This window comes from Devosia sp. MC532 (assembly GCF_016461625.1).
Lineage (GTDB): Bacteria > Pseudomonadota > Alphaproteobacteria > Rhizobiales > Devosiaceae > Devosia.
Map to the genome: position 1 here is coordinate 34,503 of NZ_JAEMNZ010000004.1, position 23,276 is coordinate 57,778.

The window sequence follows — 23,276 nt, forward strand, 5'->3', positions numbered from 1 at the left end:
AAGGTTAACGGGGCACTCGTGCAAGCACTGATTTATATTTTTATCGCACTCGCCTCGGCCTGCGTCGGCGGTCTGGCATATTTCGCTCTGACCTTCACTCCGGCCAATGCCATTATCGCTGCGATTGTATTCGCTTGCGTCTGCCTGCTTGCTGTTGAGCGCTCCCTGCGCGTCCGCACCGAACGCCGCCTTGAGCGCGCTATTCAAGAATTGTCGCGCCTGCTGTCGACCGACGCGCAAGCCGGTGCCGTACTGGGGCAGCGAATCAATACCTTGACCGATTTAAACCCCGGTCAGCGCCTCGATACCGTCGAGGCTGATATATCAGTTTTGGGGACTGTCATCCGTCAGGTCGCCGAGGCCGTTTCCGACATGGAAGAGCGTGTCACCAAGGCGCAGCCCATGCCCGCTTACGACACCATTGGCACCCCGCCGCCCGCTCCTGCGATCAAAGAATCTGAACCCATTATTCCGGCGGACCTCGTGCGCACGGCGCTCAAGGAGAACCGTTTGGTTCACCACATCCAGCCAGTGTTGCGCCTGCCGCAGCGTCGCGCTGCTCTGTTTGACCTCACCCCGCGCTTGGTGATGGAGAAAGATGCTATCGCCGTTCCCGCGGATTTCATGCCGCGTCGCAAGGGTGACGATGTCCTGCGTCAGATTGAGTATGCTGGCCTTGTTGAGGCCCTGACCATTGCACGTCGTTCGCGCAATGGCGGCCCCCTCGCCAAAATCAACGTCCCACTCTCCCGTGCTTCGCTCGATGACACATCGGCAGAGCAGCTGCTGGTCACGCTTGAAGGTCACCGCGAAGTGGCCGAAGCGATCACCTTCCTCTTTGCGGAGGCGGATTGGTTCGACCTCGATGCCCGCGAGCGCGGCTTTGTGGCAGCGTTTGCCCGCAAGGGCGTGACCTATAGCGTCGCCAACCTGCGCTCTCTGCGCGTTGATGTGGCGGCCATGGCCGACATGGGGGTGAGCTCGGTGCGTATCGACGCTTCCCAGTTCATTGAGAACCCACAGACCTACACCGATTTCCACCTCAACGACGTCGCGGCCTATCTGGCCCGTCACGAGATCATGTTGGTGGCAACAGGCGTGGTGAGCGAGCGTCAGATCGTCGAACTCTTGGACAATGACATTGTCCTGGTGCAGGGCGATCATCTGGCAAAGGCCGGGCCAATTCGCTCCGACCTGACCCTCTCGGCAGGGCGTGCCAGCCGAGCCGTGTGATCTTCTCCGAGTTTTTGCTTGATCCTGGCGGAGAAAGTGCCACATAGGGCTCAACACCCCCGCCACGATCAAGGCAAATTATGACCTCGTCCCTGCCCAATATTACCGGTCTTTCCGAGATTTCGAGTCGCTATGATGCGGTTCTGAGCGATGTTTGGGGCGTCATTCATAACGGCATTCATGCCTTCCCCGAGGCCGTTGAGGCCTTGGTCAATTTCCGCAAGGGTGGAGGCCGTGTCGTGCTCATCACCAATGCGCCGCGCCCTTCTGCGCCCATCATCGAAATGCTGGACGAGCTCGGCGTTCCGCGTGAAGCTTATGACGATATCGTCTCCTCAGGCGACGCAACCCGCTCGATGATTGCCAAGTACAAGGGCAAAAACATTCATCACGTTGGCCCCGAAGCCAAGGATGATGCGCTCTACGAAGGTTTTGACCTTACCCGCACCGACACCGCCGAGGCAGACGTCGTTATCGTCACCGATCTCGATGATGACGATGATACCCCGGAAATGTACCGCGAACGCGCACAGGGCTGGTTGGCACGTAAGCTACCAATGATCGTCGCCAACCCTGATCGTGTCGTCGAGCACGGCGAAAAGATCATCTATTGCGGCGGCGCTTTGGGCGATCTCTATTCGGCCATGGGCGGCATGGTCTACATGGCTGGCAAGCCCTACGCCCCGATCTATGACGAAGCTTTGCGCTTGGCCGAAAAGGCCAATGGCGCTGCGCTTGATAAGTCTCGTGTCATCGCTATTGGCGATAGCGTGCGTACCGACGCGACGGGTGCGGCCCAGTTCGGCATTGACCTGCTGTTCATCACCGGCTCTATCCACGCCGCTGAGCTCGACGCATTCGGCAATCCTGATCCACAGGCCATTGCCGATCTCCTGGAGCCAAGCCGTGCCCGCACTGCTGGTTATCTTCCTCGATTGACCTGGTGATCCGGTGAGCTTTACCCGTCTTTCCAGCTTAAGCGGTTTTCCCGAGGCGGCGCGCGGCGCTTACTTCGCCATTGGCAATTTTGATGGCCTGCATCGCGGCCATCAAACCATCATCGCCAAATTGCGCGAGCGGGCGGCAGAGGCTGGCGTTCCTGCCTTTTTGCTCACCTTCGAGCCGCATCCGCGCGACGTTTTTGCGCCCTTGCCCTATCTGTTCCGCCTCACCAATGGCGAGGCGAAAGCGCGCTTGGCGCAAGCCTTGGGCTTGGATGGCATTGTCATTCTGCCCTTCGATAAGCCGTTTTCCCAGATTGAGGCAGAAGACTTTGTCTCGACCATTCTGGTCGAACAGCTCGGTGTTAAAGGCGTTATCGTCGGCGCAGATTTCCACTTCGGTCGCCAGCGTCGGGGCACGCCAGCCTTCCTCGCTGCCGCCGGTGCGCGCCTTGGCTTTGCCGTCGAACAGCTTGATCTGATGGATGAGGGTGATGAGCCAATCTCATCCTCGCGTATTCGCGCAGCGCTATCAGAAGGTGCCGTCACCGCCGCCAACCGTCTTCTGGGCTATCATTGGTTCTTTGAAGGCTGTGTGGTGCAGGGCGATCAGCGTGGCCGCGAGCTCGGCTACCCAACTGCCAATACCATGACGCCGACAGGCTTCCAGTTGGCACAGGGCGTTTATGCCGTTCGCGCGCGCCTAGGCGATCGTCTGTTCGACGGCGTTGCGGCCTTTGGCAAGCCGATGTTCAACAATCAGCTCCCTCCGTTTGAAACCCATCTCTTCGATTTCAACGAAGATATTTATGGGCAGACCTTGGAGGTTGCGCTGGTGGGACACATTCGCGGCCAAGAAGTCTTTTCTGGCCTCGATGAGCTGATCACCGCGATGGATCGAGACTCCCGCAAGGCGCGACAGATTATCGCTGAGACCCAGCCCCTGTCCGAGGTTGATCGTCAGCTCGGCTTTTTCGGCTAAGCGCCCAATACAAGCGCTAAAGACAAGACGCGCATCGGCCACAGAAGTGCCCGGCCGGTGCGAACTCTGCCCTAGGGACGCAAATCAACCTTTGCCCCAGCGGCCTTGCCTTGCTACAACCCCCGCAATTCTTCCAAAAACCCCGATTGCCGATCCATGAACGATACCGCACAAGGCGCGACCGAAACCGATTATTCGGCCACGCTGTTCCTGCCGGAAACCAATTTCCCAATGCGCGCCGGGCTGCCCCAGCGTGAGCCAGACTGGCTCAAGCGCTGGGAAGACATGGACATTTACGCCAAGCAGCGCGAACAGGCGAAGGATCGCCCCTATTTCACGCTGCATGATGGCCCTCCATACGCCAACGGCAACATCCATATCGGTCACGCGCTCAACAAGACGCTGAAAGATATGGTCTCCCGTTCGATGCAGATGCTTGGCTTCAACGCGGCTTACGTGCCGGGTTGGGACTGTCACGGCCTGCCGATCGAATGGAAGATCGAAGAGCAGTACCGCGCCAAGGGCAAAGACAAAAACGAAGTTCCGGTTGTCGAATTCCGTCAGGAATGCCGCGCCTTTGCTGAAGGCTGGGTCGACATCCAGCGCGAAGAGTTCAAGCGCCTCGGCGTTTTGGGTGAATGGGACAACCCATACCTGACCATGAGCTTTGACGCAGAAGCCCAGATCGCGCGCGAGCTGATGAAGGTTTCCATGTCCGGCCAGCTCTATCGCGGCTCCAAGCCGGTGATGTGGTCGGTGGTTGAGCGCACCGCGCTCGCTGAAGCCGAAATCGAATATGCTGATTACGAGAGCGACACCATCTGGGTGAAGTTCCCTGTGATCGCCGGTGCGCATCAGGACGCCAAGGTTGTCATCTGGACCACGACCCCGTGGACCATCCCGGCCAACCGCGCGATCTCGTTCTCGAACCGTATCGCCTACGGTCTCTATGAGATCACCGACGCGCCGGAAGAAAACTGGGCCAAGGTCGGCGAAAAGCTGATCATCGCTGACAAGCTCGTTGGCGAAGTCATGGCCAAGGCCAAGGTTTCCGCTTTTGAAAAGCGCGCAACCGTCACCGCTGAAGAGCTGAGCGCCATCACCGTGGCGCACCCGCTGCGCGGCTATGCTGGCGGCTACACCTTCGACGTGGCTCTCCTTGATGGCGAACACGTCACCGACGACGCTGGTACCGGCTTCGTGCACACCGCTCCAGGCCATGGTCTTGATGACTTTGGCATCTGGATGGAATCGACCCGCCTTCTTCAGGATCGTGGCATCGACCCGGCAATTCCTTATGTTGTCGACGATGGTGGTTTCTACACCAAGGACGCACCGGGCTTTGATGGCGCGCGCGTCATCGACGACAACGGCAAGAAGGGCGACGCCAACAATCGCGTTATCACCGCTCTGGCTGAAGCTGGCGCGATGATGGCCCGTGGCCGCGTCAAGCACCAGTATCCGCACTCTTGGCGTTCCAAGAAGCCGGTGATCTACCGCAACACCCCGCAGTGGTTCGTCTATATGGACCGTGAGTTCGACGGCAAGGCAGGCGACACCCTACGGTCGCGTGCAATCAACGCCATCGATGCGACCAAGTTCTACCCTGCAACGGGCCAGAATCGTCTGCGCGCCATGATCGCCGATCGCCCTGATTGGGTTCTGTCGCGCCAGCGCGCTTGGGGCGTTCCGATTACCGTCTTCGTCAATAAGGCCACTGGTGAAATCCTTCGTGACGAACTCGTCAACGAACGCATCGCGCAGTCCTTTGAAGAAAAGGGCGCTGACGCTTGGTACTTTGATGGCGCTGCCCAGCAGTACCTCGGCGACGCGTATAACGCTGACGACTACGAGATGATCAAGGACGTCCTTGACGTTTGGTTCGATAGCGGCACGACCCATGCCTTCGTTCTGCGCAACAAGCAGAAGTGGCCGCATCTGAAGTTCCCGGCCTCGATGTATCTCGAAGGCTCGGATCAGCACCGCGGTTGGTTCCACTCGTCCCTGCTCGAAAGCTGCGCCACCAATGGCCACGCGCCATATGATAGCGTGCTGACCCATGGTTTCACCATGGACGGCGAAGGCAAGAAAATGTCGAAGTCCCTGGGCAACACCGTTGCGCCACAGGACATCATCAAGCAGTTCGGCGCTGATATCCTGCGCCTGTGGGTAGCATCCTCCGATTACACGGAAGACCTGCGCCTCGGTAAGGAAATCATCCAGACCTCGGTCGACAGCTACCGCAAGCTGCGCAACACCCTGCGTTGGCTCTTGGGCAATCTGGCGCACTTCAAGGCGGACGACGTTGTCGACGCCAAGGATATGCCAGAGCTCGAACGCCTCATGCTGCACCGTCTCGCCCAGCTCGATGCTGGCGTGCGCGCAGCCTACAAGGAATACGACTACCGCAAGGTCGTGACGCTTCTGTCGAACTTCATGAACATCGAGCTTTCGGCGTTCTACTTCGACATCCGCAAGGACACGCTCTACTGCGATCCGATCTCGTCCATTAAGCGTCGTTCGGCGCTGACCGTTCTTGATCACCTGTTCAATGCGCTGACGGCTTGGCTCGCTCCGATCCTTGTCTTCACCATGGAAGAGTGCTGGCTCGAGCGTCACCCAGGCGCCGCGAGTTCGGTTCACCTGCGTCTCTTCCCGGAAATCCCGGCAGAGTGGCAGGACGACACGCTGGCCGAAAAGTGGAACCTCATCCGCTCGGTTCGCCGCGTCGTGACCGGTGCGCTCGAAATCGAACGCCGCGAAAAGCGGATCGGTTCGTCGCTTGAAGCGGCTCCGGTGGTTTATGTTTCGGACGCTCGCTACACCGTTGCGCTCGAAGGTCAGGACCTTGCTGAAATCGCCATCACCTCGGCGATTAAGGTTCTGCAAAACGAAGGCCCTGTTGAAGCCTTCCGTCTGGACGATGTGGCCGGTATCTCTGTTGTGCCGGGCCTTGCTGAAGGCACGCGTTGCGCGCGCTCGTGGAAGGTTCTGCCCGACGTTGGTTCGGATGCAGACTATCCAGACGTCAGTGCCCGCGATGCGCAGGCTCTGCGTGAACGCGCAGCAGCAGGTCTATAAGTCTTTCTCCCGCTTCAATCCCTCCCTCACTTGAGGGGAGGATTTTTGCCTTTCTGAGCAAAATGCCTATCATCCCTGCGCAAGCGGAGCTTTGATGGGCGCAGCGCAGTCTTTGCTCACATTGGGGTGATCCCCTTGGGGCGTTAAACGGAGTTTTGGATGCATAGCTCGTTTCGCAACCCCTCGGTTCTCGCCTCCCTGATGGCTGCCGTTATTGTGTTCGGGATTGATCGTGCACAAAAGGGCTATCACATCGCCCATGAGTGCTATGCCTTCGGTCAGGCGCTGTGCACGCAAATCCCGTTCGGCTATCGCCCCATTGAAATGACCGGCTGGCGCGGCGGCGAGATTGTCCCAGTCACCAATTTCTTCGACTACGTTTTGGTCTGGAACACCGGCATCTCCTATGGCCTTCTCGATGGCCTGCCGGTCTGGGCTTTGGGCGCCATTATGCTTGTGGCGGTGGCGGCTCTGTCTGTCTGGTGGCTGCGCACGAGCGATTTTCTCGTTCGCGTGGGCTTGGCCTTCTGCATCGGCGGGGCGCTGTCCAATGCGCTTGATCGCCTGATTTATGGTGCGGTGGCAGATTTCTTCCACTTCTATTGGGGCAATTGGTCCTTCTATATTTTCAACATCGCTGATGTCGCGATTACGTTCGGCGTGATCTTGCTGTTTTTGGATATGTTCGGCTTTGGCCGAAATTCTGCCAAAACAACATGATCACGCTCGTGCCAAAATCTGGCTTTAGCCAATATTATGCGTTATAAGCACGCCAAGATCGTAAGGGACGTTGCATGCGTACTGGTTTGACAGGGCAGGTTTCTGCTGTTTCCGCTGCTGCACGAGTTCGACTCGTTGCATTTGGGCTTGTCGCGGCGCTGGCGCTGAGCGCATGCACGACCATGGAAGGCACCAACGCCCTCTCTGATTTCGGCACGTTTGAACGCGACGTTCTCAATCAGACCGCACGAGGCGTCGGCCTCATTCCGGGCGATGCGCCCAAGGAAGATCTGACGAATGCGCGTGCGCCTCTGGCCCTGCCGCGTTCCGGCGGTGCTCTGCCTGCGCCGCAGCAGGCGACTGCTGTTGCTCAGCTTCCCAAGGACAGCAACACTGTTCGTATCGACACCAGCAACATGACGCAGGACGACATTACTCGTCTTCGCAATGCGCGTGTTGTCGACATGCGTACGCTCAGCGGTCGTGCTCTGACCGAGGACGAGGCACGCCAGCTCACTGCTCGTATGAAGCAGAACAATATGGCTGTTACCGCGTCGAACAACCGTCCGCTTTACCTGCCACCTGCCGAGTATTTTACGCGTGTGGGTGATGCTCAACTTGTGTGCCGCACGCCAGCTGGCGAGATCGTCTCCTTGCGCGACTCGCGCTGCCCGGCCGACGTTCGCCGCGCTATCGAGCGCAGCGGCGCTGTGGCACTACCGCCATCCTCGAGTTCGTCGAACTCTGGCCCAAGCCTTGGACTGACCTCTAACGAGACAAAGCTCTAAGCGTAGCGGGCATCACGCCAAACCGAATTTAGCGGTCGGATTTATCCGGCCGCTTTCCCTTTTTTCCGCGCCGCCCGCCTAAGCCCCTGCATAGGCATTATGGGTCCCGCATGTTTTGAAAGTCCGCTATGAGCGACACTCCTAAACAACCCGAAGCCGCTGACCGTCTAGCCAAGGTCATCGCCCGCGCCGGCCTCTGCTCCCGCCGTGACGCTGAAGGCTGGATTGCCGATGGCCGTATTTCGGTGAACGGTAAGAAGGTCATTACCCCGGCCTTTAACGTCACCAGCCGCGACAAGATCGAAGTCGATGGCCTGCCACTCGCTGCCCGCCAGGGCACACGCGTTTGGCTCTACAACAAGCCTGCCGGCCTCGTTGTCACCGAAAAGGACCCCGAAGGTCGCCCAACGATCTTTGAAGCGCTTGACCGCATGGGTCTGCCGCGCGTCCTCACTGTTGGCCGTCTCGACATCAACACCGAAGGTCTGCTGCTGCTGACCAACGACGGTGGCCTCAAGCGCGTCCTCGAGCTGCCAGCTACCGGTTGGCTGCGTCGCTACCGCGTGCGGGCTTATGGCCACGTCACTCAGGCGCAGCTTGATGCCCTCAAGCACGGTATCACTGTCGACGGCATCCAATACGGTCCGATCACAGCAACGCTCGAACGCGAACAGGGCCACAACGTCTGGATGGTTCTTGGTCTGCGTGAAGGCAAGAACCGCGAAGTTAAGAACGTTCTTGGCTCGCTCGGTCTCGAAGTGAACCGTCTGATCCGCGTCTCCTATGGCCCGTTCCAGCTCGGCGATCTGGCCGAAGGCGGCGTCGAAATGGTCAAGTCCCGCATGCTGCGCGATCAGCTCGGCAAGAAGCTTGCTGAATCGGCTGGTGTCGATTTCGAAAGCGAAATGCCAGAGTACGTGCCGCCAGTTCGCGACGAGACCTATCGCGTCCGCTCCCCGCGTGACCGTGACCATGCCCGTCCAAATCCTGCCCGTGGCGCCCCGCCGCGTTTTGGCAGCCGCGATGAAGATCGTCCGACAGGCCGTACCCGCAAGGTACACTTTGACGACGACGGTCGCGCACCAGAAGCCTACGAACCACGCGCTCAGGAACGCGCGCGCTTTGATCGTGATGATCAGCCAGCGCGCAGCTTCGGCAGCGGCGCACCACGCGAAGACCGTGGTGATCGCGCTCCACGCGGTGACAAGCCATTTGGTGATCGTGCTCCACGTGGCGACAAGCCATATGGTGATCGTGCTCCACGCGGCGACAAGCCATTTGGTGATCGCGCTCCACGCGGCGACAAGCCATATGGTGATCGCGCTCCACGCGGTGACAAGCCGTATGGTGATCGCGCTCCACGCGGTGACAAGCCGTTTGGTGATCGTGCGCCACGTGGCGACAAGCCGTTTGGTGATCGTGCGCCACGTGGCGACAAGCCATTCGGCGACCGTCCAAAGCGTGATTTCGGTGATCGCCCACAGCGTTCGGATCGTCCATTTGGCGACCGTCCAAAGCGCGATTTTGGTGATCGTCCACAGCGCTCTGAGCGTCCATCGGGTGAGCGTCCAGCACGCAGCTTCGGTGATCGTCCGCAGCGTTCGGATCGTCCGTTCGGCGACCGCCCACAGCGTTCAGAGCGTCCATCGGGCGAGCGTCCAGCACGCGGCTTCGGTGATCGTCCACAGCGCTCGGATCGTCCATTTGGTGATCGCCCACAGCGTTCAGAACGCCCATCGGGTGACCGTCCAGCGCGTAGCTTCGGTGATCGTCCACAACGCTCAGAGCGTCCATCTGGCGAGCGTCCAGCACGCGGTTTTGCTGATCGCCCACAGCGTTCGGACCGTCCATCGAATGATCGCCCACAGCGCGATTACGGTGATCGTCCGCAGCGTTCGGATCGTCCAGCGCGTGGCGACAAGCCATTTGGTGACCGTAAGCCCTTCGGTGCAAAGCCGTTTGGCGCGAAGCCATTCGGCGGCAAGCCAGGTGGTGCACGTCCCGCCGGCGGTCGTCCGTCGAACTCGCGTCCATCTTCGGGCGGTCCTCGTCCGACCGGTCCGCGTAAGCCACGCGGCTAATCAGCAAACCTTTAGCCCCCGCGAAAGCGGGGGCTTGTCTATCTGTATTGCAAACCGAATGGCCGCTTAAGCGCCTAGATCGGTGGAGATAAAAACCATGCGCATCGTTGCCGGCAAATTCCGGGGCAAGCAGCTCAATTCCCCATCCGACGACAGCATCCGCCCCACCTCGGATCGCGCTCGCGAGTCGATCTTCAACATTCTAGGTTCGCGTCTGGGACCAGTGCTCGTTGAAAAGCGCGTGCTCGACCTGTTCGCAGGCACGGGCGCTCTCGGCCTTGAAGCCCTCTCGCGTGGCGCCGCCCACTGCACTTTCGTTGAAACCGGTGCTGAAGGGCGCGGCTTGATCCGCGATCACATTCAGGATTTTGGCGTGGCGGGCATCACCAAGCTCCTGCGCCGCGACGCCACGGCTCTGGGCACACCCGGCACCTTTGGCCAGTTCGACCTCGTCTTCCTTGATCCGCCCTACAGCCAGTCTCTGGGTGAAAAGGCGCTCATTGAGATTGCCGCTAACGGCTGGCTCGCCCCTGGCGCGCTGATCGTTTGGGAAGAATCTGCTGATGCCGAAGTCACCATTCCGGCAGGCTTTGAGCTGGAAGACACCCGCGAATACGGCGCTGCCGCTGTCCGCTTCCTGAGTTTTGGAGTTCGGACATAAAACTGAAAAAGCCGCCCGTGGGCGGCTTTTTTTAGAACTTGTAATTGATCCCGATGCGGACATCTTGGGTCTTGTCGATCTTGTAAATCGCATCTGACCAGTACGCCCAAGGGTGCTCTTTGCGGCCAAGGAAGTGCAGATTATACTCGGCTCTCACGGAAATATTGTCATTCAGCGCCACGTCGACGCCAGCGCCAATTGTTGGACCGACATATTGGGAGGTCATCGATTCGCGATCAGTGTCCGGTAGATGGCTTTCATATGTCAGCATGTTTACTGAACCGGTGCTGACACCCACTTTGCCATAGAGCAAGACGCTATCGAAAGCGTAGCCGAAGCGGGCCGTCAAGGACGCCAAGTTATTGACGGTCATCTCTTCGTAAGAGCTACCGTTATGGTTGTCATTGCCGTTGAGCTTGCCGAAGAGAACGCTGCCTTCAACCCCGAGTACAAAATTTTCGAAGTTAGTGAGGTAGCCGGCCTGTACACCGAGCATAGCCCCTTCCATGCCAAAGCTATTGCGGACTCTGTCTGGGCTGGTCACGAAAGATTTGTCGTTTTGGCTTGTTGTGTAAACGCCACTCACACCAGCATAGAAGCCAGACCAATCATGATTATCTTGCGCCCAAGTGGGCCCTGCAGTTCCCGCAGCCAATACGACGAATAGAATCAGTTTGTTCATAATTTAACCACTAAAATCTGTGGTTTTTTTGGGGGGGAAGTCCGACGATGTCAAACGCAGAAGTGTTGCATAATGTTGAAGTTCATCTTCAGCATCAATTTTCTAAACAACTTTGGCACTTGCCGCGAATTTCCATGGTCGTGCGCTCCACCTTAAACCCGGTAGACTGCGCCCAGCCGCCCAAACGCTCTTCGATTACTGCATCCGCAAATTCATCAACCTTTCCGCAGTCCTCGCAAATCGCAAAAGCAATCAGCCCCTTGCGGTGACAATGCGCGTCAGCGCAGGCGACGAATGCGTTGAGCGACTCCAGCCGATGCGCCAGTCCGCGCTCCACCAGCTTGTCGAGAGCGCGATAAATTTGCAGGGGCGCCTTAATACCCTCGATGCGCAAGCGATCGAGAATGTCATAGGCTGAAAGTGGGGCAGGGGAGGTGTTGAGCGCGCCCAGCACCAGTTCCTGATTTCGGGTCAGGTCCGTGGGAATCTCGTGACTATGCGCCATTGTGTTCTTTCCTCCCGAAAAGCCGTCCAGCCGGGACCAATAGTGACAGCAAAAACAGCACCAGCGCCATCACTACAATCGATGGACCTGAGGCCGTGTCCCAAGTGCGCGAGCCGAAGAGCCCGCCAACCACGGCAATCATGCCCAAGCCTGAAGCGACGAGCGCCATCATTTCCGGCGTCGCACTCAACCGTCGCGCCGTTGCCGCTGGAATAATGAGCAGCGAGGTGATCAGCAAAACGCCGACCAGCTTCATGGAAATGGCGATCACGCAGGCCATCAACAACATCAGAATGACCCGGCTCACTTCCGGGCGCAGACCTTCAGCCTCGGCCAGCTCTGGGCTGACCGTGGAGGCGAGCAGGGGCCGCCAATTGAGGATCAGCATAAGTAGGATCGCTACGCCACCGGCATAGATGATGATGATGTCATCCACCGAGACAGCCAAAATATCCCCGAACAGGAAGCCCATCAGATCGATGCGCACCGTGGTCAAAAAACCCACGAGCACAAGGCCAACCGCCAGCGTTGCGTGGCTCAAAATCCCGAGCAGCGCATCCACGGAAAGCGTGTTTTGACGCTGCAAGACCAAGAGGGCCCCCGCCACCATTGCCGCCACCACAAAGACACCGAGCGTCACATTCACCGAGAGCAGCATGGCCAGGGCGACGCCGAGCAGCGCCGAATGCGCCATGGTGTCGCCAAAGTAGCTCATGCGCCGCCAAATGACGAAGCACCCCAGAGGCCCTGTCACCGCGGCAAGCCCAATCCCTGCGATTAGTGCTCGAGAAAAGAAATCACCAAACATTTTTAGTCTTCGATCCTAGCAACATACGCAACTCTGCCTCCCTCCCCCTTGCGGGGAGGGACTGAGGGTGGGGGAACCTCATCACGATGTCACTCATGGCTATGCCCATGCTCGTGGTCATGCTTTGCTCCAACCACGCAGCCGTCATCGTGATGCTCATGATCGTGGTGATGCTCATAAATCGCCAGTGCCGAAGCGGCGCGCTCACCAAAGAGCTTGAGATAATTGGGGTCGCGCTTCACCGCATTGGGCGTGCCGCGACAGCACACATGGCCATTGAGGCATATGACCGTATCGGTCTCCGCCATTACCACGTGCAGATCGTGGCTGATCATCAAAATGCCTGCGCCAGTCGTATCCCGTATTTCACGGATCAACTGATAGAGCGCCACTTCGCCCGAAAAATCGACGCCCTGCACAGGCTCGTCGAGCACCAGTAGATCAGGCTTGCGGATCATAGCGCGAGCGAACAGCACGCGTTGAAACTCCCCACCCGACAGCTCCTGCACGGCCGCGCCCAGCAAGCGCTTGGCCCCAACGGCGTCGAGCGCACGGATGATGTCATCCTTGGCGAATGTTCCGGTCAGCGTCATCAAACGCTCGACGGTCAGTGGTAAGGTCCAGTCGATTGCCAGCTTTTGTGGCACATAGCCAATGGTCAGCCCCGGTTTTCGCGAAACCTCGCCCATGCTTGGCTTCAGAACACCCGTCACCATTTTGGCCGTGGTGCTCTTGCCTGAGCCATTGGGGCCAATCAGGGTCAAAATCTCGCCCCGCGCAATCGACAGATCAACGCCTTCCACCAGCACCCGCGCGCCTTTGCGCACGCCGGCATTGGTGAGCGTGATGAGCTTTTCGCGTGTGCTGGCGCTGTCCATAATCTTGTTCAACTTAAACTCACTTGGCCCGGGGGCTGCAGGGCAGGCTGCGAACGTGATCGGTGGGAAGCAAGTTTCTCTAACCCACGCTCTTGACGCTTAGCTTTACGTTATAGCATAACATCGCCGCAAGCGTAATAACATAACATTACCCTGAAGGCATACAGATGACCAAGCTGCTCTCCCTCGCCGCGTTCGCGACCATGCTGCTCACCGGCACAGTTTTGGCTGCGCCCAATGTCGTTGCCTCCACCAAGCCCATCCATTCGCTGGTCACTGCAGTTATGGGCGATGTCGCCGCACCAATCTTGATCGTCAAAGGCGCAGCTTCCCCGCACACCTATTCGCTCCGCCCATCCGACGCGGCAGCGCTTGAGAGCGCTGATATCGTCTTCTGGACTGGCAATGGCTTTGAGCTGTTCTTGGCTGATGCCCTCAAAACGCTGTCCACCAAGGCCCAAATTGTCGCCTTCGCCGATACACCCGGCCTGCAGCTTCTGCCCATGCGCGAAGGCGGAGCCTTTGAGGCGCATGACCACGATCATGCGAGCGAAACTGCTGAAGAGCACGCGGCTCATGCCCATGAGGATGCGCATGCGCATGATCACGCGCACGATCATGGCACGCATGGCGGAGAGGATCTGCATTTCTGGCTAGACCCCCAAAATGCAATCCTCATGGTCGACTACATCGAAACAACATTGGTCGCGGCCGATCCGGACAATGCGGCAACCTATGTGGCCAATGCGCAAACCACCCGTGCCGCGCTGGAGGCGCTAACGGTCGAACTCGCGACGCAGCTGGCCCCAATTTCCGGAAAACCTTTCGTCGTCTTCCATGACGCCTATCAGTATTTCGAACAGCGTTTTGATCTCACCCTCGCGGGCACGGTCACCGTCTCGCCAGACGTTGCCCCCGGCGCGGCCCGCATCGATGAGCTTCGCCAAAAGGTCGCCCAGCTTGGCGCAACCTGCGTCTTTGCCGAACCCAATTTCGAGCCCGCAGTGGTGCGCGTCATTGTTGAGGGCTCTGCCGCCAAGTCTGGTGTGCTGGATCCTGAAGGCTCCGCACTGTCCGAAGGGCCAGACCTCTATCCTGCAATGCTCCGCTCCATTGCCACCGGCCTTGTGGACTGCCTGACCTAACAACTCTCCCCCTTCACCCAATTCCGCCTGCACCCGCAGGCGGTCTCGGCGTCGTCCAGACGCCCGTCTTCGCACGCCTCTCATCTCTCGAAATGTAACGTTCTAACATATCAAGGATATTCCCATGCGCGTCGCCTTGCTTGCTGCTCTCCTCTTATCCTCGGCCAATGTTCCTCTCGCCTACGCCGAGGACACCCATTCAGTTTGGCGGGCCTTTGTTGCCGACAGTGCTAGCGCCGATGTCTCTGTCATTGATCTGGAAAGTGACAAAACCATCGCGACCTATAAGCTTGCTGCTCCGGCAACGCTCTATGCTGCTAAGGGAAGGCACGCCGTTTTCGCTGTCCAGGGCAAAGCCAATCAGGTCCAAGCCATTTCGACCGGCCTGACCGTTGAAGACCACGGCGATCATGCCGACCTCAAACTAGGTGATCCCGCTCTCTTGGCCCCGCAAGCGGAAGGCCAAAAGCCCGCCCATTTCGTCGAACATGATGGCAAGCTTGCCATCTTTTTTGACGAAAGCGGCAAGGTGCAGCTCTCCGATGCAACGCTCTGGCAAAAGGGAACATACGAGTCAGTGGAGCTCGACAGTGGCAAGCCCCACCACGGCGTTGCCGTTCCCTTTAACGGTGGCGCCATTGTCACGAAGCCGGTCTCCGAAGATGGCAAATTGCCGAGCGGCTTTAATGTCTTTGACGCCCGTGGCGAGATTGTCGGTGCGACGGAGCTGTGCGCCGATGTTCACGGGGAAGTCTCGTCAGGAGACGTCATCGCCTTTGGGTGTTCAGATGGGGTGCTGATTGCCAATGGGGATAAGCCGGACTTTACGCTTCTTCCCTTCACCGACCTGCCCGAAGGGCGGGTAGGGACCCTTTTGGCCGGCAAGAACCTCGACTATTTCCTCGGCAATTACGGTCCCAAGCATGTGGCCATTATTGAGCCCGAGGCCGAAACGCCAATTCGCCTCGTCAGCCTCCCAGACACCCGGGTTCATTTTGTTCTGAACGGCGAAAACTCGCGCTTCGCCTATCTATTGCTCGCCGATGGTTCGGTGCTGGAGCTTGATAGTGTGCGTGGCGCGTTGTTGCGCACAGCCAAGGTGACCGAGCCTTACGCCACCGATGGCGGCCACGGCACGCCGATGCCGCGGCTTGCCTATGCGGGCGATGACTTGCTGGTCACCGATCCTGCCAAAGGGAAAATCCACAAGCTCGATCTCAAAAGCTTTGCCGTGACCGGGTCGATTGAGCTTGGTGGTGCGCCCAGTTCCATTGCTGTTGTCGGCGGCGTCACCGCCGACCACTAGGCACAGAAAGGGGTCGCTATTTCAGCGGCCCCTTGAAAATGAAGAAGGCCCCGAGCGCGATCAGCGCAAAGCCAATGCCGTGGTTCCAGGTCAATTTCTCACCGAGATAGAACACGGCGAACAGCACGAATACCGAGAGTGAAATGACCTCTTGAATGGTCTTCAACTCGGCGGCGGAGAACGTGCCATAGCCCATGCGATTGGCCGGAACCGCAAGCCAATATTCGAAGAAGGCAATCGCCCAGCTCGCCAACACCACCACCCACATCGCTGCGTGGGGGAATTTGAGGTGTCCATACCAAGCGAAGGTCATAAAGACATTGGACGCAAGCAAGAGGCCAATCGGCGCAAGCGTGGCAAAGTTGAAGCCCAAGGCTTCCTCCAAAATCAGCTGAAGTGGTGCACTCTCATATCAGTATCTGGCCAACTGCACAGGGGTTCTGTTGCGTCCCGCTAAGGGTGTCGCAACAGACATGCCGGTCACCTAGCGGCGCGTGCGGGTTGTCTTTTCCAGCGAGAAAATCTCGTCGCTCACGTCGTCGATCTTCTTGCGCACCAGCGCCTGAGCGTCATGCAGACCGCGATTATAATAATGCGCCCCAATCTTTTCGGCGAAGAATTGAACCAGCAATTCGGCAGGAATGGAGCCGATATTGCTATCGAGTTCGTTCTGGAAATAATCTTGAACTTCCGCAACGATAATTTTCATTTCGTCGCGTTCGAATTTGATGGGTTTCATTGTCGGAGCCTTCAGCTTGCGTTCATCTGGCAAGGTGTTGTCTGCGATGCGTTTTGATGCATGCGCATATTCAAGTTCTGGGAGGAGGATAAACACTCATGCTGACCCGCCTGGCTATCTCTACCCTAATCATATCGTCCTTGGCTTTGTCGCCCGTTGCCTTTGCAAAAACCAAGGATAAATCCTCCCCAGCGCCACACACCGCGCCAGAACGCGTGCAATGCGAAGGCGTATTTGGCCCTGACGTGACCGTCGACATGATCATCTCGCACTTCGGCGCTGAAAACGTCGAGGCGCGTGTAGAGGTCGATAGTGTCGAAGGCGTGCCTGTTTTCGGCACTTTGGTTTATGGCGACGATCCCGATCGCAAAATTGCCTTCCAATGGTTCGACGAGGCCAACACGCGTTTCGTCAGCTATGTCGACCTGCCGCCGACGCTGGCTACCCCCGAAGGTCTCTACGTTGGGCAAACGGCCGCTGAAGTGGCAGCACTCAATGGCGAGCCTGTTAGCTTTGCGGGCTTTTGGTGGGACTATGGCGGCTATGTCTTCCTGCACGATGGCGGAAAGCTTTGGAACACCGAAGCGCCCTGTGTGCCGATGATCCGCTTTGCGCCAACGGTGGAAGAACCGGACGTCGATGTCACGACGATTTCGGGCGACGTCACCGTAACCTCCGATGATCCCCTCGTCGCCAAAGTCGGCGTTAAAGTGCAGACCGCCGGCATGGGTTACCAATATCCAGAAGGCTATGATGGTTTTGACGAAGGCGAGCCAGTTGAGGAATAGCACCGCGACTGATCTGCGGCCCTTGGCCCCGTAGCCGATCTGTGCAAGGTGGTGAGACTGTCTGCTGGGCTCTCTTTTAAGAAAGGGAGCTCCTTATTGAATTTAGGACGACACCGTGACTGAAATTACCCGCGACTCCAATGGCACCCAGCTCAATGACGGCGATAGCGTCACGCTGATCAAAGATCTCAAGGTCAAGGGGACTTCGGTAACGCTCAAGCGTGGCACCATGTGCAAGAATATCCGTCTCACCGAAGACACCGATCTGATCGAATGCAATGTCGAAAAGGTCAAAGGCTTGGTCCTGCGTACTGAGTTCCTCAAGAAGGCCTAGAGCTTATGTCGAAGTGGTCGGTCGATGGGCAAAGTCGGCGTTTGCTCTCTATCATCCTGCTCGGCCCGATCATCGGTGGGCTCTCGATGCTGGCGCTGAACGTCGTCGTCGAGGGCTTGCCTGAGCTCGAATATCTCGGGCCGGTCATCTTCATGTTTATGGTCTTCGGTTTCCTCTTTGGGGTGCTTCCGGCCATCCTTGCGGCTTTGGTCTATTTGCGCCTTGAACCGCGCCTCAAATTCGCGGCGACCCGCTGCGGTGCGGCCATAGGCATTGGCTTTGTGACCAGCATGCTTGGCGTCTACCTGATCCTATTATCGGTCGGCGGGGAAACCCTCTTTAGCGCTCCCGAGATTTTGCGGGTTGGCTTGTCGGGTGCCTTGGCCCTGCTGTTCACCACCTCACCGTGGCGCGCTAACAGCCCTCAGGCCTAAACGAGCGCGTCAGGCCTTCAATCACTGGCTCGATCGACGCTAAGTCCCGAATGTGGAATTCCATGCGGAAACCCGCATACTGCCCCGGCTCGCACAGCTCAATGATCCGCTCGATGCTGATGCGGTGGTCGCGTTGCGCGGTGAGGGCGGACCAGTCTGGGGTGCTGGTGTTCATCCCCAGAACCCACCCCTGTGCTTCCAACTCCTGCGCTTGAGCCTCGGCCACTGCCTCAATGCCTAACGCGTTTTCCCCGGCCCAGAGCGAGAGCACCTGTTCGGCATCCAGCCGATAGTAAATCGCCCCCGTACCGTCTTCATTCGCACGACTGCTCTCAAAGCCCGGTGGTATGTCGATGGCATAGTGAAAGCTGGGGTTTTGATACTGCCCCCAAAATTGGCCGAGGGCAGGGGTGGCCCCAAAACTAGCGAGGATCAGTGCTCCGCCGATTGTAGACAGGCTGAGGGTTGGGCGCGACTTGGTTGCGAATGTCTCGAAGCAGGTCATGAATTGAGAAGACCACTAAGATGAGCTCGACCGCAAGCCGCCAAATGATGGTTGCCGCTATGGTCAGAAAGATCACAATGACCAAAGACACAAAACCAGTCTGCGGTGTGCTGAGGCGCAAGTCACCCGTGTAGGTCAGCGCGTTATAAATCCCGGCCAGCGCAAACACACCAATGCAGATAAGTCCGATCCAATAGACGATACGCAGAAGCTTGGGGGCGATGTAGCTGTTCAGCGAAAGGATTGATCGCAATACCCCGTCCTCCTGAGAGCAGATCCTCAGGAAGACTAGTTTGGAAACAATAAGCCTCAGTAAATTGCCGTAGGTCTTATTTACAGGACCACGATGCCAGCGTGCTTGGCCTTGTCTTCTGGCTCAACGTGAATGGTGATCTGGCAGTCTTTGACCAGCTCTTTAAGCCTGGCTTCAATCCGGTCGCAAATCTCATGCGCCGCATCCACCGTCATCGCGCCCGGCACCACAAGGTGGAAGTCGATAAAGGTAATCTTTCCCGCCTGTCGCGTGCGGACATCATGGGCTTCTAGCGCGCCGTTTGCCGTGCACGCGATGGCCTCGCGAATAATCTTCTGCGTTTCTGCAGGCACGGCAACGTCCATCAGCCCGCCAACGCTATCTTTGATCACACCCCACCCGGACCAGATGATGTTGAGCGCCACAAGGGCTGCAAGAATGGAGTCGAGCTGCGCAACGCCGGTCGCATAAACCAGCGCCAGGCCAATCAGCACGCCGATGGTCGACACCACGTCCGTCATCAAATGCTTGCCATCGGCTTCAATGGCAGGCGAGCGCGCCTGACGACCATGGCGGAGCAATACCATTGCCCACACGACATTGATCACCGTCGCACCCGCACTGATCGCCAAACCGAGCGTTGGTGCTTCGGGCATTTCCGGGTTGAGGAAACCCAGCACAGCTTCGCGCAGAATCAATATGGCCGCGACAATGATCATCACGCCCACGATCACCGCTGAGAAGTACTCGGCCTTGTGGTAGCCATAGGGCATGTTGGCATTGGCCGGACGCTGCGCCAGACGCACCGCGATCAGCGCCACAATGGCCGTCACTACATTGACCGTCGATTCAAGCGCGTCCGAATACAGCGCCACCGAGCCAGTCACCCACCAAGCCCAGACTTTCAGGCCCAGAACGAGAACCCCAACAACCAGGCTGGTCGACGCTATAGCCAGTGTCGTGTTGGTGATCGCCATGGGCAAAGCTTCCTTGCGGCTGGTAAAAACCTGCCTTACGCCGCCCATGCCTGATCAGCAAGTGCTTGAATTTGCAAACGATTTTCAGAAGCATTCTGAGCAAAGTGCCACAGGCGGCAAGCCATTGATCGACAAGGGTGTTTCCCAAGCTTGCACCCAATCCACAGCTCTTGCGTCCACAAAAAATCCTGGCGCTGGACGCTTCAGCTTAATCCGGCAGGCTTGCCTTTGATTGTCATAGGCATGCCGGCGACGACGAAATAGACGTCCTCGCACACTTCGGCGAGCCTTTGGTGGGCCGAGCCTGCCAAGTCGCGGAACGTGCGCGCCATGGCAGTGTCGGGCTCAACACCTTGCCCCACTTCATCGGAAACCAGGATCACCTTCGTGCCCTTGAGTTCGACCAGCGTGGCACACAGCTCGCTCACCGCATTGGCAACGTCATTATTCAGTTTCAGCATATTGCTGATCCACAGCGTCACGCAGTCCACAAAAATTACATCATGGTTTTTCGACGCTTTAATCAGCGCATGGCACAGCTCAATCGGCTCCTCAATCACCGTGTACCGCATGCCGCCCAACTGATGCGCGGCGATCCGCTCACGCATGTCGCTGTCGCGCTGCGCGGTAGTGACCAGATAGGCCGGTGTTGTGCCGTTTCTCAGGGTTAGCCGCTCTGCAAAACCGGTCTTGCCGGATCGCGCGCCGCCCAGTACCAAGCAGTGTCTTTCCATCGGATTTTCCTTGCGGGCGGTCGTTGCGCCGAAGCGTCGATGTCCCCTTCTCCAACTCACGCTCCGCACCATCTGTTCCCTCAGGAGCATAATGGTTTGAAAACACCCTGCGGAAGAGACGCATTTTATCCTGAATGCTACTTTCGTCTTAGCGGCTTTCGCATTATGGTCCGCCCCGAAAACAGGCCCTAGCATTGGGACCAATGCGGTCAGCTCCTCCCGGATTCTCGATCGCAGATCCCAGTCCATAGACGGAGTCCCATTCGTGGCGCGTTACTACCTTGGCGTCGATGGCGGCGGTACCAATTGCCGTGTCAGATTAGCGAACGAAAACCTCGAAGTTTTGGCTGAGGTTAAAAACGGTCGTTCCAACCTCCAGATCGATGGCGGCGAGCCTGCATATCGCGCTATTCTCGATGGCACGCGCGATGTATTCGCAGCCGCCGGTTTAGATTACGCTGAAACAGCCAATACCTATGCCTGCTTCGGCATGGCCGGTGGTCGCATGGATAGCGCACGCGAAGCTTTCGCGGCTCGTGCGTGGCCCTTCGCAGGCGTAAAGGTTTATGACGATATTGATATCGCCCATGCTGGCGCCCTTGGTGGCACAGAAGGTGGTGTGGTGATCATCGGCACCGGTTCGGCAGCCATGTCCTTGGTTGCTGGCACGCGCTATCAGGCCGGCGGTTGGGGTTTTCCAATCGGCGACCAGATGTCGGGTGCGATTCTCGGACGGGAACTCGTGCGTTACACTGTCGAGGCCAATGACGGCTTGGTTGAGGGTTCTCCGCTCACCGCAGCCGTCACTGCAGCGCTCGGCGGCTCAAACCAGTCGATCATGACTTGGTCGTTCGCAACAGAGATGGGTTTACAGCTCCTCAGCCGTGACGGTTCGGAAGGGTGCGACGATGCCCTCATCGGTCGCGCTCCGGCCGAATACGGTAAACTCATGCCTTTGTTCTTCGACCATCTTGAGCAAAATGATCCAGTTGCCCTCAAGCTTCTGGCCATAGAGCTCAGCTATATCGATACCTACGTTAATTGGTTCAAATCCCATGGCGCGCAGGTTATGGCCATTGTGGGCGGCTTGGGGCAGCGTTTGTTCCCCCGCCTGCAAGAGCGCTATGGTGACTTTGTCGCCTTACCGAAGTACGAACCTCTGCATGGTGCGGTAATCCTCGCCAAACAGAATTTCGCCGCTAAATAGGGGCTAGTCCGTTGTCCAGTCGAATTATTCCAGTGCAGCCCTTTGATTATGTCGTGTTCGGTGCAACCGGCGACCTGACCAAGCGCAAGCTTGTTCCGGCGCTCTATCACCGTTTTAAAGATGGTCAGTTTGACGAGACGAGCCGCATCATTGGCGCGTCGCGTTCCAAGCTCTCTGAAGCCGAATTCCAGAAACTGGTGCGCGAAGCGCTCCATACTTTTGTGGAAAAAGATTATCAGGACGAAGCCACAATCGAGCGCTTCGTCTCGATCTGCACCTATGTGCCGGTCGATGCCTCCAAGCCTGACGAGTCAGGCGATCTCGGCGCTGCTCTGCGCGATGACGCCAACATTGTTCGTGCCTTCTATCTGGCCGTAGCGCCGGATCTGTTTGAGCCCATCGCTGAGTATCTCAAGGCAAAGAAGCTTTACCGCCGCGACTCCCGCGTTGTGATTGAAAAGCCGCTCGGCCACGATCTGGAATCGTCCAAGAAGATCAATGACGGCGTCGCCAAGATCTTCCACGAAGATCAGGTGTACCGCATCGACCACTATCTCGGTAAGGAAACCGTCCAGAACCTTTTGGCTCTGCGTTTCGCCAACACCCTGTTTGAGCCAATCTGGAACTCGGCCCATATCGACCACGTCCAGCTCACCGTCGCGGAAAGCGTTGGTGCGGGCACCCGTGGTTATTATGACGAATCTGGCGCCCTGCGCGACATGATCCAAAACCACATGCTGCAGCTGCTCTGCCTTGTGGCCATGGAGCCACCAGCATCCGACGATGCCAACGCCCTGCGTGACGAAAAGCTCAAGGTTCTGCGCGCGCTGCGTCCAATCACCAATGGTGAAGTGGCGACCAAGACCGTGCGCGGTCAGTATCGTGGCGTTTCTTCGGAGACTGCCAAGGTCGCGTCCTATCAGGACGAGCTGCCAGAAGAAAAGAAGGGCAGCCGCACCGAGACTTTCGTGGCGCTCAAGGCCGAAATCGACAACTGGCGCTGGGCTGGCGTACCGTTCTACCTGCGCACCGGTAAGCGCATGGCTGAACGCGTTTCGGAAATCGCCATCCAGTTCAAGCCGATCCCGCACTCGATCTTTGATCACGCCGAAGGCGCGCCGAAGGCCAATAAGCTGATCATCCGCCTGCAGCCTGATGAAGGCGTCAAGCTGATGATGATGATCAAGGACCCAGGTCCGGGCGGCATGCGTCTGCGCGAAGTGCCATTGAACCTTTCCTTTGCTGAAACCTTCTCCGAGCGTACGCCTGAGGCATACGAGCGTCTGCTGATGGATGTGATCCGTGGCAGCCAGACCCTCTTCATGCGTCGTGACGAGCTGGAAGCGGCGTGGTCATGGGTTGACCCGATCCGCGAAGGCTGGGAACGTTCGCCAGACGCACCACAAACTTATACAGCGGGCACTTGGGGCCCAACTGGTGCAGTCGCGCTGATCGAGCGCGATGGCCGCACTTGGTACGAAGGAACGAACTAAC

25 protein-coding genes are annotated in these 23,276 nt (G+C 58.0%); 15 read left to right on the plus strand and 10 right to left on the minus strand.

Going from position 1 to position 23,276, the window contains the following annotated elements:
- Positions 1-18: 18 nt before the first annotated feature.
- From JHC09_RS06365 to rsmD, 8 genes are all read left to right on the plus strand, one after another.
- Positions 19-1,233, plus strand: a complete 1,215-nt coding sequence (locus JHC09_RS06365; protein ID WP_199531265.1) for an EAL domain-containing protein — start codon at positions 19-21, stop codon at positions 1,231-1,233.
- 80 nt (positions 1,234-1,313) lie between these two features.
- Complete coding sequence (locus JHC09_RS06370) at positions 1,314-2,180, plus strand: TIGR01459 family HAD-type hydrolase (protein WP_199531266.1); 867 nt, start codon at positions 1,314-1,316, stop codon at positions 2,178-2,180.
- Between the two features lie 4 nt (positions 2,181-2,184).
- Positions 2,185-3,156 (plus strand): bifunctional riboflavin kinase/FAD synthetase, encoded by a 972-nt coding sequence (locus tag JHC09_RS06375; protein ID WP_169195823.1) that lies wholly within the window; start codon positions 2,185-2,187, stop codon positions 3,154-3,156.
- Between the two features lie 156 nt (positions 3,157-3,312).
- The gene (gene ileS, locus JHC09_RS06380) at positions 3,313-6,237 is read left to right on the plus strand and encodes an isoleucine--tRNA ligase (RefSeq protein ID WP_199531267.1); all 2,925 of its coding nucleotides are present in this window, start codon (positions 3,313-3,315) and stop codon (positions 6,235-6,237) included.
- A gap of 159 nt (positions 6,238-6,396) precedes the next feature.
- On the plus strand, positions 6,397-6,957 hold the full coding sequence (gene lspA, locus JHC09_RS06385) for a signal peptidase II (RefSeq protein WP_248308912.1): 561 nt from the start codon (positions 6,397-6,399) through the stop codon (positions 6,955-6,957).
- A 74-nt stretch (positions 6,958-7,031) separates the two neighbouring features.
- Positions 7,032-7,745 carry a hypothetical protein gene (locus JHC09_RS06390; protein ID WP_199531268.1) on the plus strand — a complete coding sequence of 238 codons (714 nt, stop codon included), beginning with the start codon at positions 7,032-7,034 and terminating at the stop codon, positions 7,743-7,745.
- 128 nt (positions 7,746-7,873) lie between these two features.
- On the plus strand, positions 7,874-9,826 hold the full coding sequence (locus JHC09_RS06395; protein WP_199531269.1) for a pseudouridine synthase: 1,953 nt from the start codon (positions 7,874-7,876) through the stop codon (positions 9,824-9,826).
- 97 nt (positions 9,827-9,923) lie between these two features.
- Positions 9,924-10,487, plus strand: a complete 564-nt coding sequence (gene rsmD / locus JHC09_RS06400; protein ID WP_169195828.1) for a 16S rRNA (guanine(966)-N(2))-methyltransferase RsmD — start codon at positions 9,924-9,926, stop codon at positions 10,485-10,487.
- Between the two features lie 31 nt (positions 10,488-10,518).
- On the opposite strand, the gene JHC09_RS06405 is transcribed toward rsmD, so the two are convergent.
- The 4 genes from JHC09_RS06405 to znuC all read right to left on the minus strand — a co-directional run bounded on the left by JHC09_RS06405 (position 10,519) and on the right by znuC (position 13,360).
- The gene (locus JHC09_RS06405; RefSeq protein WP_199531270.1) at positions 10,519-11,169 is read right to left on the minus strand and encodes an outer membrane beta-barrel protein; all 651 of its coding nucleotides are present in this window, start codon (positions 11,167-11,169) and stop codon (positions 10,519-10,521) included.
- 94 nt (positions 11,170-11,263) lie between these two features.
- On the minus strand, positions 11,264-11,674 hold the full coding sequence (locus JHC09_RS06410; protein WP_199531271.1) for a Fur family transcriptional regulator: 411 nt from the start codon (positions 11,672-11,674) through the stop codon (positions 11,264-11,266).
- The gene (locus JHC09_RS06415) at positions 11,664-12,482 is read right to left on the minus strand and encodes a metal ABC transporter permease (RefSeq protein WP_199531272.1); all 819 of its coding nucleotides are present in this window, start codon (positions 12,480-12,482) and stop codon (positions 11,664-11,666) included. Before JHC09_RS06415 ends, JHC09_RS06410 begins: the two co-directional genes overlap by 11 nt.
- A gap of 89 nt (positions 12,483-12,571) precedes the next feature.
- A complete protein-coding gene (znuC, locus tag JHC09_RS06420) occupies positions 12,572-13,360 on the minus strand; it encodes a zinc ABC transporter ATP-binding protein ZnuC (protein ID WP_199531448.1) in 789 nt (262 codons plus the stop codon).
- A gap of 167 nt (positions 13,361-13,527) precedes the next feature.
- Between znuC and JHC09_RS06425 the strand changes: the two genes are divergently transcribed.
- Both JHC09_RS06425 and JHC09_RS06430 read left to right on the plus strand, forming a co-directional pair.
- A complete protein-coding gene (locus JHC09_RS06425; protein ID WP_199531273.1) occupies positions 13,528-14,505 on the plus strand; it encodes a zinc ABC transporter substrate-binding protein in 978 nt (325 codons plus the stop codon).
- A gap of 124 nt (positions 14,506-14,629) precedes the next feature.
- Positions 14,630-15,811: a hypothetical protein gene (locus tag JHC09_RS06430; protein ID WP_199531274.1), complete on the plus strand. Its 1,182-nt coding sequence runs from the start codon at positions 14,630-14,632 to the stop codon at positions 15,809-15,811.
- 16 nt (positions 15,812-15,827) lie between these two features.
- Here JHC09_RS06430 and JHC09_RS06435 read toward each other — a convergent pair whose 3' ends face one another.
- Both JHC09_RS06435 and JHC09_RS06440 read right to left on the minus strand, forming a co-directional pair.
- Positions 15,828-16,184 (minus strand): DMT family protein, encoded by a 357-nt coding sequence (locus JHC09_RS06435; RefSeq protein ID WP_282567665.1) that lies wholly within the window; start codon positions 16,182-16,184, stop codon positions 15,828-15,830.
- Positions 16,185-16,295: 111 nt separating this feature from the next.
- The gene (locus JHC09_RS06440; RefSeq protein ID WP_349236519.1) at positions 16,296-16,646 is read right to left on the minus strand and encodes a DUF2164 domain-containing protein; all 351 of its coding nucleotides are present in this window, start codon (positions 16,644-16,646) and stop codon (positions 16,296-16,298) included.
- 2 nt (positions 16,647-16,648) lie between these two features.
- Between JHC09_RS06440 and JHC09_RS06445 the strand changes: the two genes are divergently transcribed.
- The 3 genes from JHC09_RS06445 (at position 16,649) to JHC09_RS06455 (ending at position 18,106) form a co-directional block, all read left to right on the plus strand.
- Entirely contained in the window at positions 16,649-17,338 is a 690-nt protein-coding gene (locus tag JHC09_RS06445; protein ID WP_199531275.1) for a hypothetical protein, read from the plus strand.
- Positions 17,339-17,453: 115 nt separating this feature from the next.
- Positions 17,454-17,672 carry an alkylphosphonate utilization protein gene (locus JHC09_RS06450; protein WP_169195836.1) on the plus strand — a complete coding sequence of 73 codons (219 nt, stop codon included), beginning with the start codon at positions 17,454-17,456 and terminating at the stop codon, positions 17,670-17,672.
- 5 nt (positions 17,673-17,677) lie between these two features.
- On the plus strand, positions 17,678-18,106 hold the full coding sequence (locus JHC09_RS06455; RefSeq protein ID WP_199531276.1) for a hypothetical protein: 429 nt from the start codon (positions 17,678-17,680) through the stop codon (positions 18,104-18,106).
- On the opposite strand, the gene JHC09_RS06460 is transcribed toward JHC09_RS06455, so the two are convergent.
- From JHC09_RS06460 to JHC09_RS06475, 4 genes are all read right to left on the minus strand, one after another.
- On the minus strand, positions 18,087-18,611 hold the full coding sequence (locus tag JHC09_RS06460) for a hypothetical protein (RefSeq protein WP_199531277.1): 525 nt from the start codon (positions 18,609-18,611) through the stop codon (positions 18,087-18,089). The two genes, JHC09_RS06455 and JHC09_RS06460, sit on opposite strands and share 20 nt — an antisense overlap.
- Positions 18,529-18,864: a DUF4282 domain-containing protein gene (locus JHC09_RS06465; RefSeq protein WP_169195839.1), complete on the minus strand. Its 336-nt coding sequence runs from the start codon at positions 18,862-18,864 to the stop codon at positions 18,529-18,531. The genes JHC09_RS06460 and JHC09_RS06465 overlap by 83 nt, the downstream gene beginning before the upstream one ends.
- 80 nt (positions 18,865-18,944) lie before the next feature.
- Positions 18,945-19,841 carry a cation diffusion facilitator family transporter gene (locus tag JHC09_RS06470; protein ID WP_199531278.1) on the minus strand — a complete coding sequence of 299 codons (897 nt, stop codon included), beginning with the start codon at positions 19,839-19,841 and terminating at the stop codon, positions 18,945-18,947.
- A gap of 203 nt (positions 19,842-20,044) precedes the next feature.
- Positions 20,045-20,560 (minus strand): bifunctional adenosylcobinamide kinase/adenosylcobinamide-phosphate guanylyltransferase, encoded by a 516-nt coding sequence (locus tag JHC09_RS06475; RefSeq protein ID WP_248306024.1) that lies wholly within the window; start codon positions 20,558-20,560, stop codon positions 20,045-20,047.
- Between the two features lie 280 nt (positions 20,561-20,840).
- On the opposite strand from JHC09_RS06475, the gene JHC09_RS06480 reads away from it, so the two are divergent.
- Positions 20,841-21,782 carry a BadF/BadG/BcrA/BcrD ATPase family protein gene (locus JHC09_RS06480; RefSeq protein ID WP_199531279.1) on the plus strand — a complete coding sequence of 314 codons (942 nt, stop codon included), beginning with the start codon at positions 20,841-20,843 and terminating at the stop codon, positions 21,780-21,782.
- Between the two features lie 11 nt (positions 21,783-21,793).
- Entirely contained in the window at positions 21,794-23,275 is a 1,482-nt protein-coding gene (gene zwf, locus JHC09_RS06485) for a glucose-6-phosphate dehydrogenase (RefSeq protein WP_199531280.1), read from the plus strand.
- Position 23,276: the final 1 nt, after the last annotated feature.

Excerpts from the sequence above, each read along its gene's own strand:
- JHC09_RS06430 (WP_199531274.1), top strand. The coding sequence starts at position 14,630 with ATGCGCGTCGCCTTGCTTGCTGCTCTCCTCTTATCCTCGGCCAATGTT.
- JHC09_RS06370 (WP_199531266.1), top strand. The coding sequence starts at position 1,314 with ATGACCTCGTCCCTGCCCAATATTACCGGTCTTTCCGAGATTTCGAGT.
- JHC09_RS06425 (WP_199531273.1), top strand. The coding sequence starts at position 13,528 with ATGACCAAGCTGCTCTCCCTCGCCGCGTTCGCGACCATGCTGCTCACC.
- rsmD (WP_169195828.1), top strand. The coding sequence starts at position 9,924 with ATGCGCATCGTTGCCGGCAAATTCCGGGGCAAGCAGCTCAATTCCCCA.
- JHC09_RS06415 (WP_199531272.1), bottom strand. The coding sequence starts at position 12,482 with ATGTTTGGTGATTTCTTTTCTCGAGCACTAATCGCAGGGATTGGGCTT.
- ileS (WP_199531267.1), top strand. The coding sequence starts at position 3,313 with ATGAACGATACCGCACAAGGCGCGACCGAAACCGATTATTCGGCCACG.
- JHC09_RS06445 (WP_199531275.1), top strand. The coding sequence starts at position 16,649 with ATGCTGACCCGCCTGGCTATCTCTACCCTAATCATATCGTCCTTGGCT.
- JHC09_RS06410 (WP_199531271.1), bottom strand. The coding sequence starts at position 11,674 with ATGGCGCATAGTCACGAGATTCCCACGGACCTGACCCGAAATCAGGAA.
- znuC (WP_199531448.1), bottom strand. The coding sequence starts at position 13,360 with ATGGACAGCGCCAGCACACGCGAAAAGCTCATCACGCTCACCAATGCC.
- JHC09_RS06470 (WP_199531278.1), bottom strand. The coding sequence starts at position 19,841 with ATGGCGATCACCAACACGACACTGGCTATAGCGTCGACCAGCCTGGTT.
- JHC09_RS06405 (WP_199531270.1), bottom strand. The coding sequence starts at position 11,169 with ATGAACAAACTGATTCTATTCGTCGTATTGGCTGCGGGAACTGCAGGG.
- lspA (WP_248308912.1), top strand. The coding sequence starts at position 6,397 with ATGCATAGCTCGTTTCGCAACCCCTCGGTTCTCGCCTCCCTGATGGCT.
- JHC09_RS06395 (WP_199531269.1), top strand. The coding sequence starts at position 7,874 with ATGAGCGACACTCCTAAACAACCCGAAGCCGCTGACCGTCTAGCCAAG.
- JHC09_RS06390 (WP_199531268.1), top strand. The coding sequence starts at position 7,032 with ATGCGTACTGGTTTGACAGGGCAGGTTTCTGCTGTTTCCGCTGCTGCA.
- JHC09_RS06455 (WP_199531276.1), top strand. The coding sequence starts at position 17,678 with ATGTCGAAGTGGTCGGTCGATGGGCAAAGTCGGCGTTTGCTCTCTATC.
- JHC09_RS06460 (WP_199531277.1), bottom strand. The coding sequence starts at position 18,611 with ATGACCTGCTTCGAGACATTCGCAACCAAGTCGCGCCCAACCCTCAGC.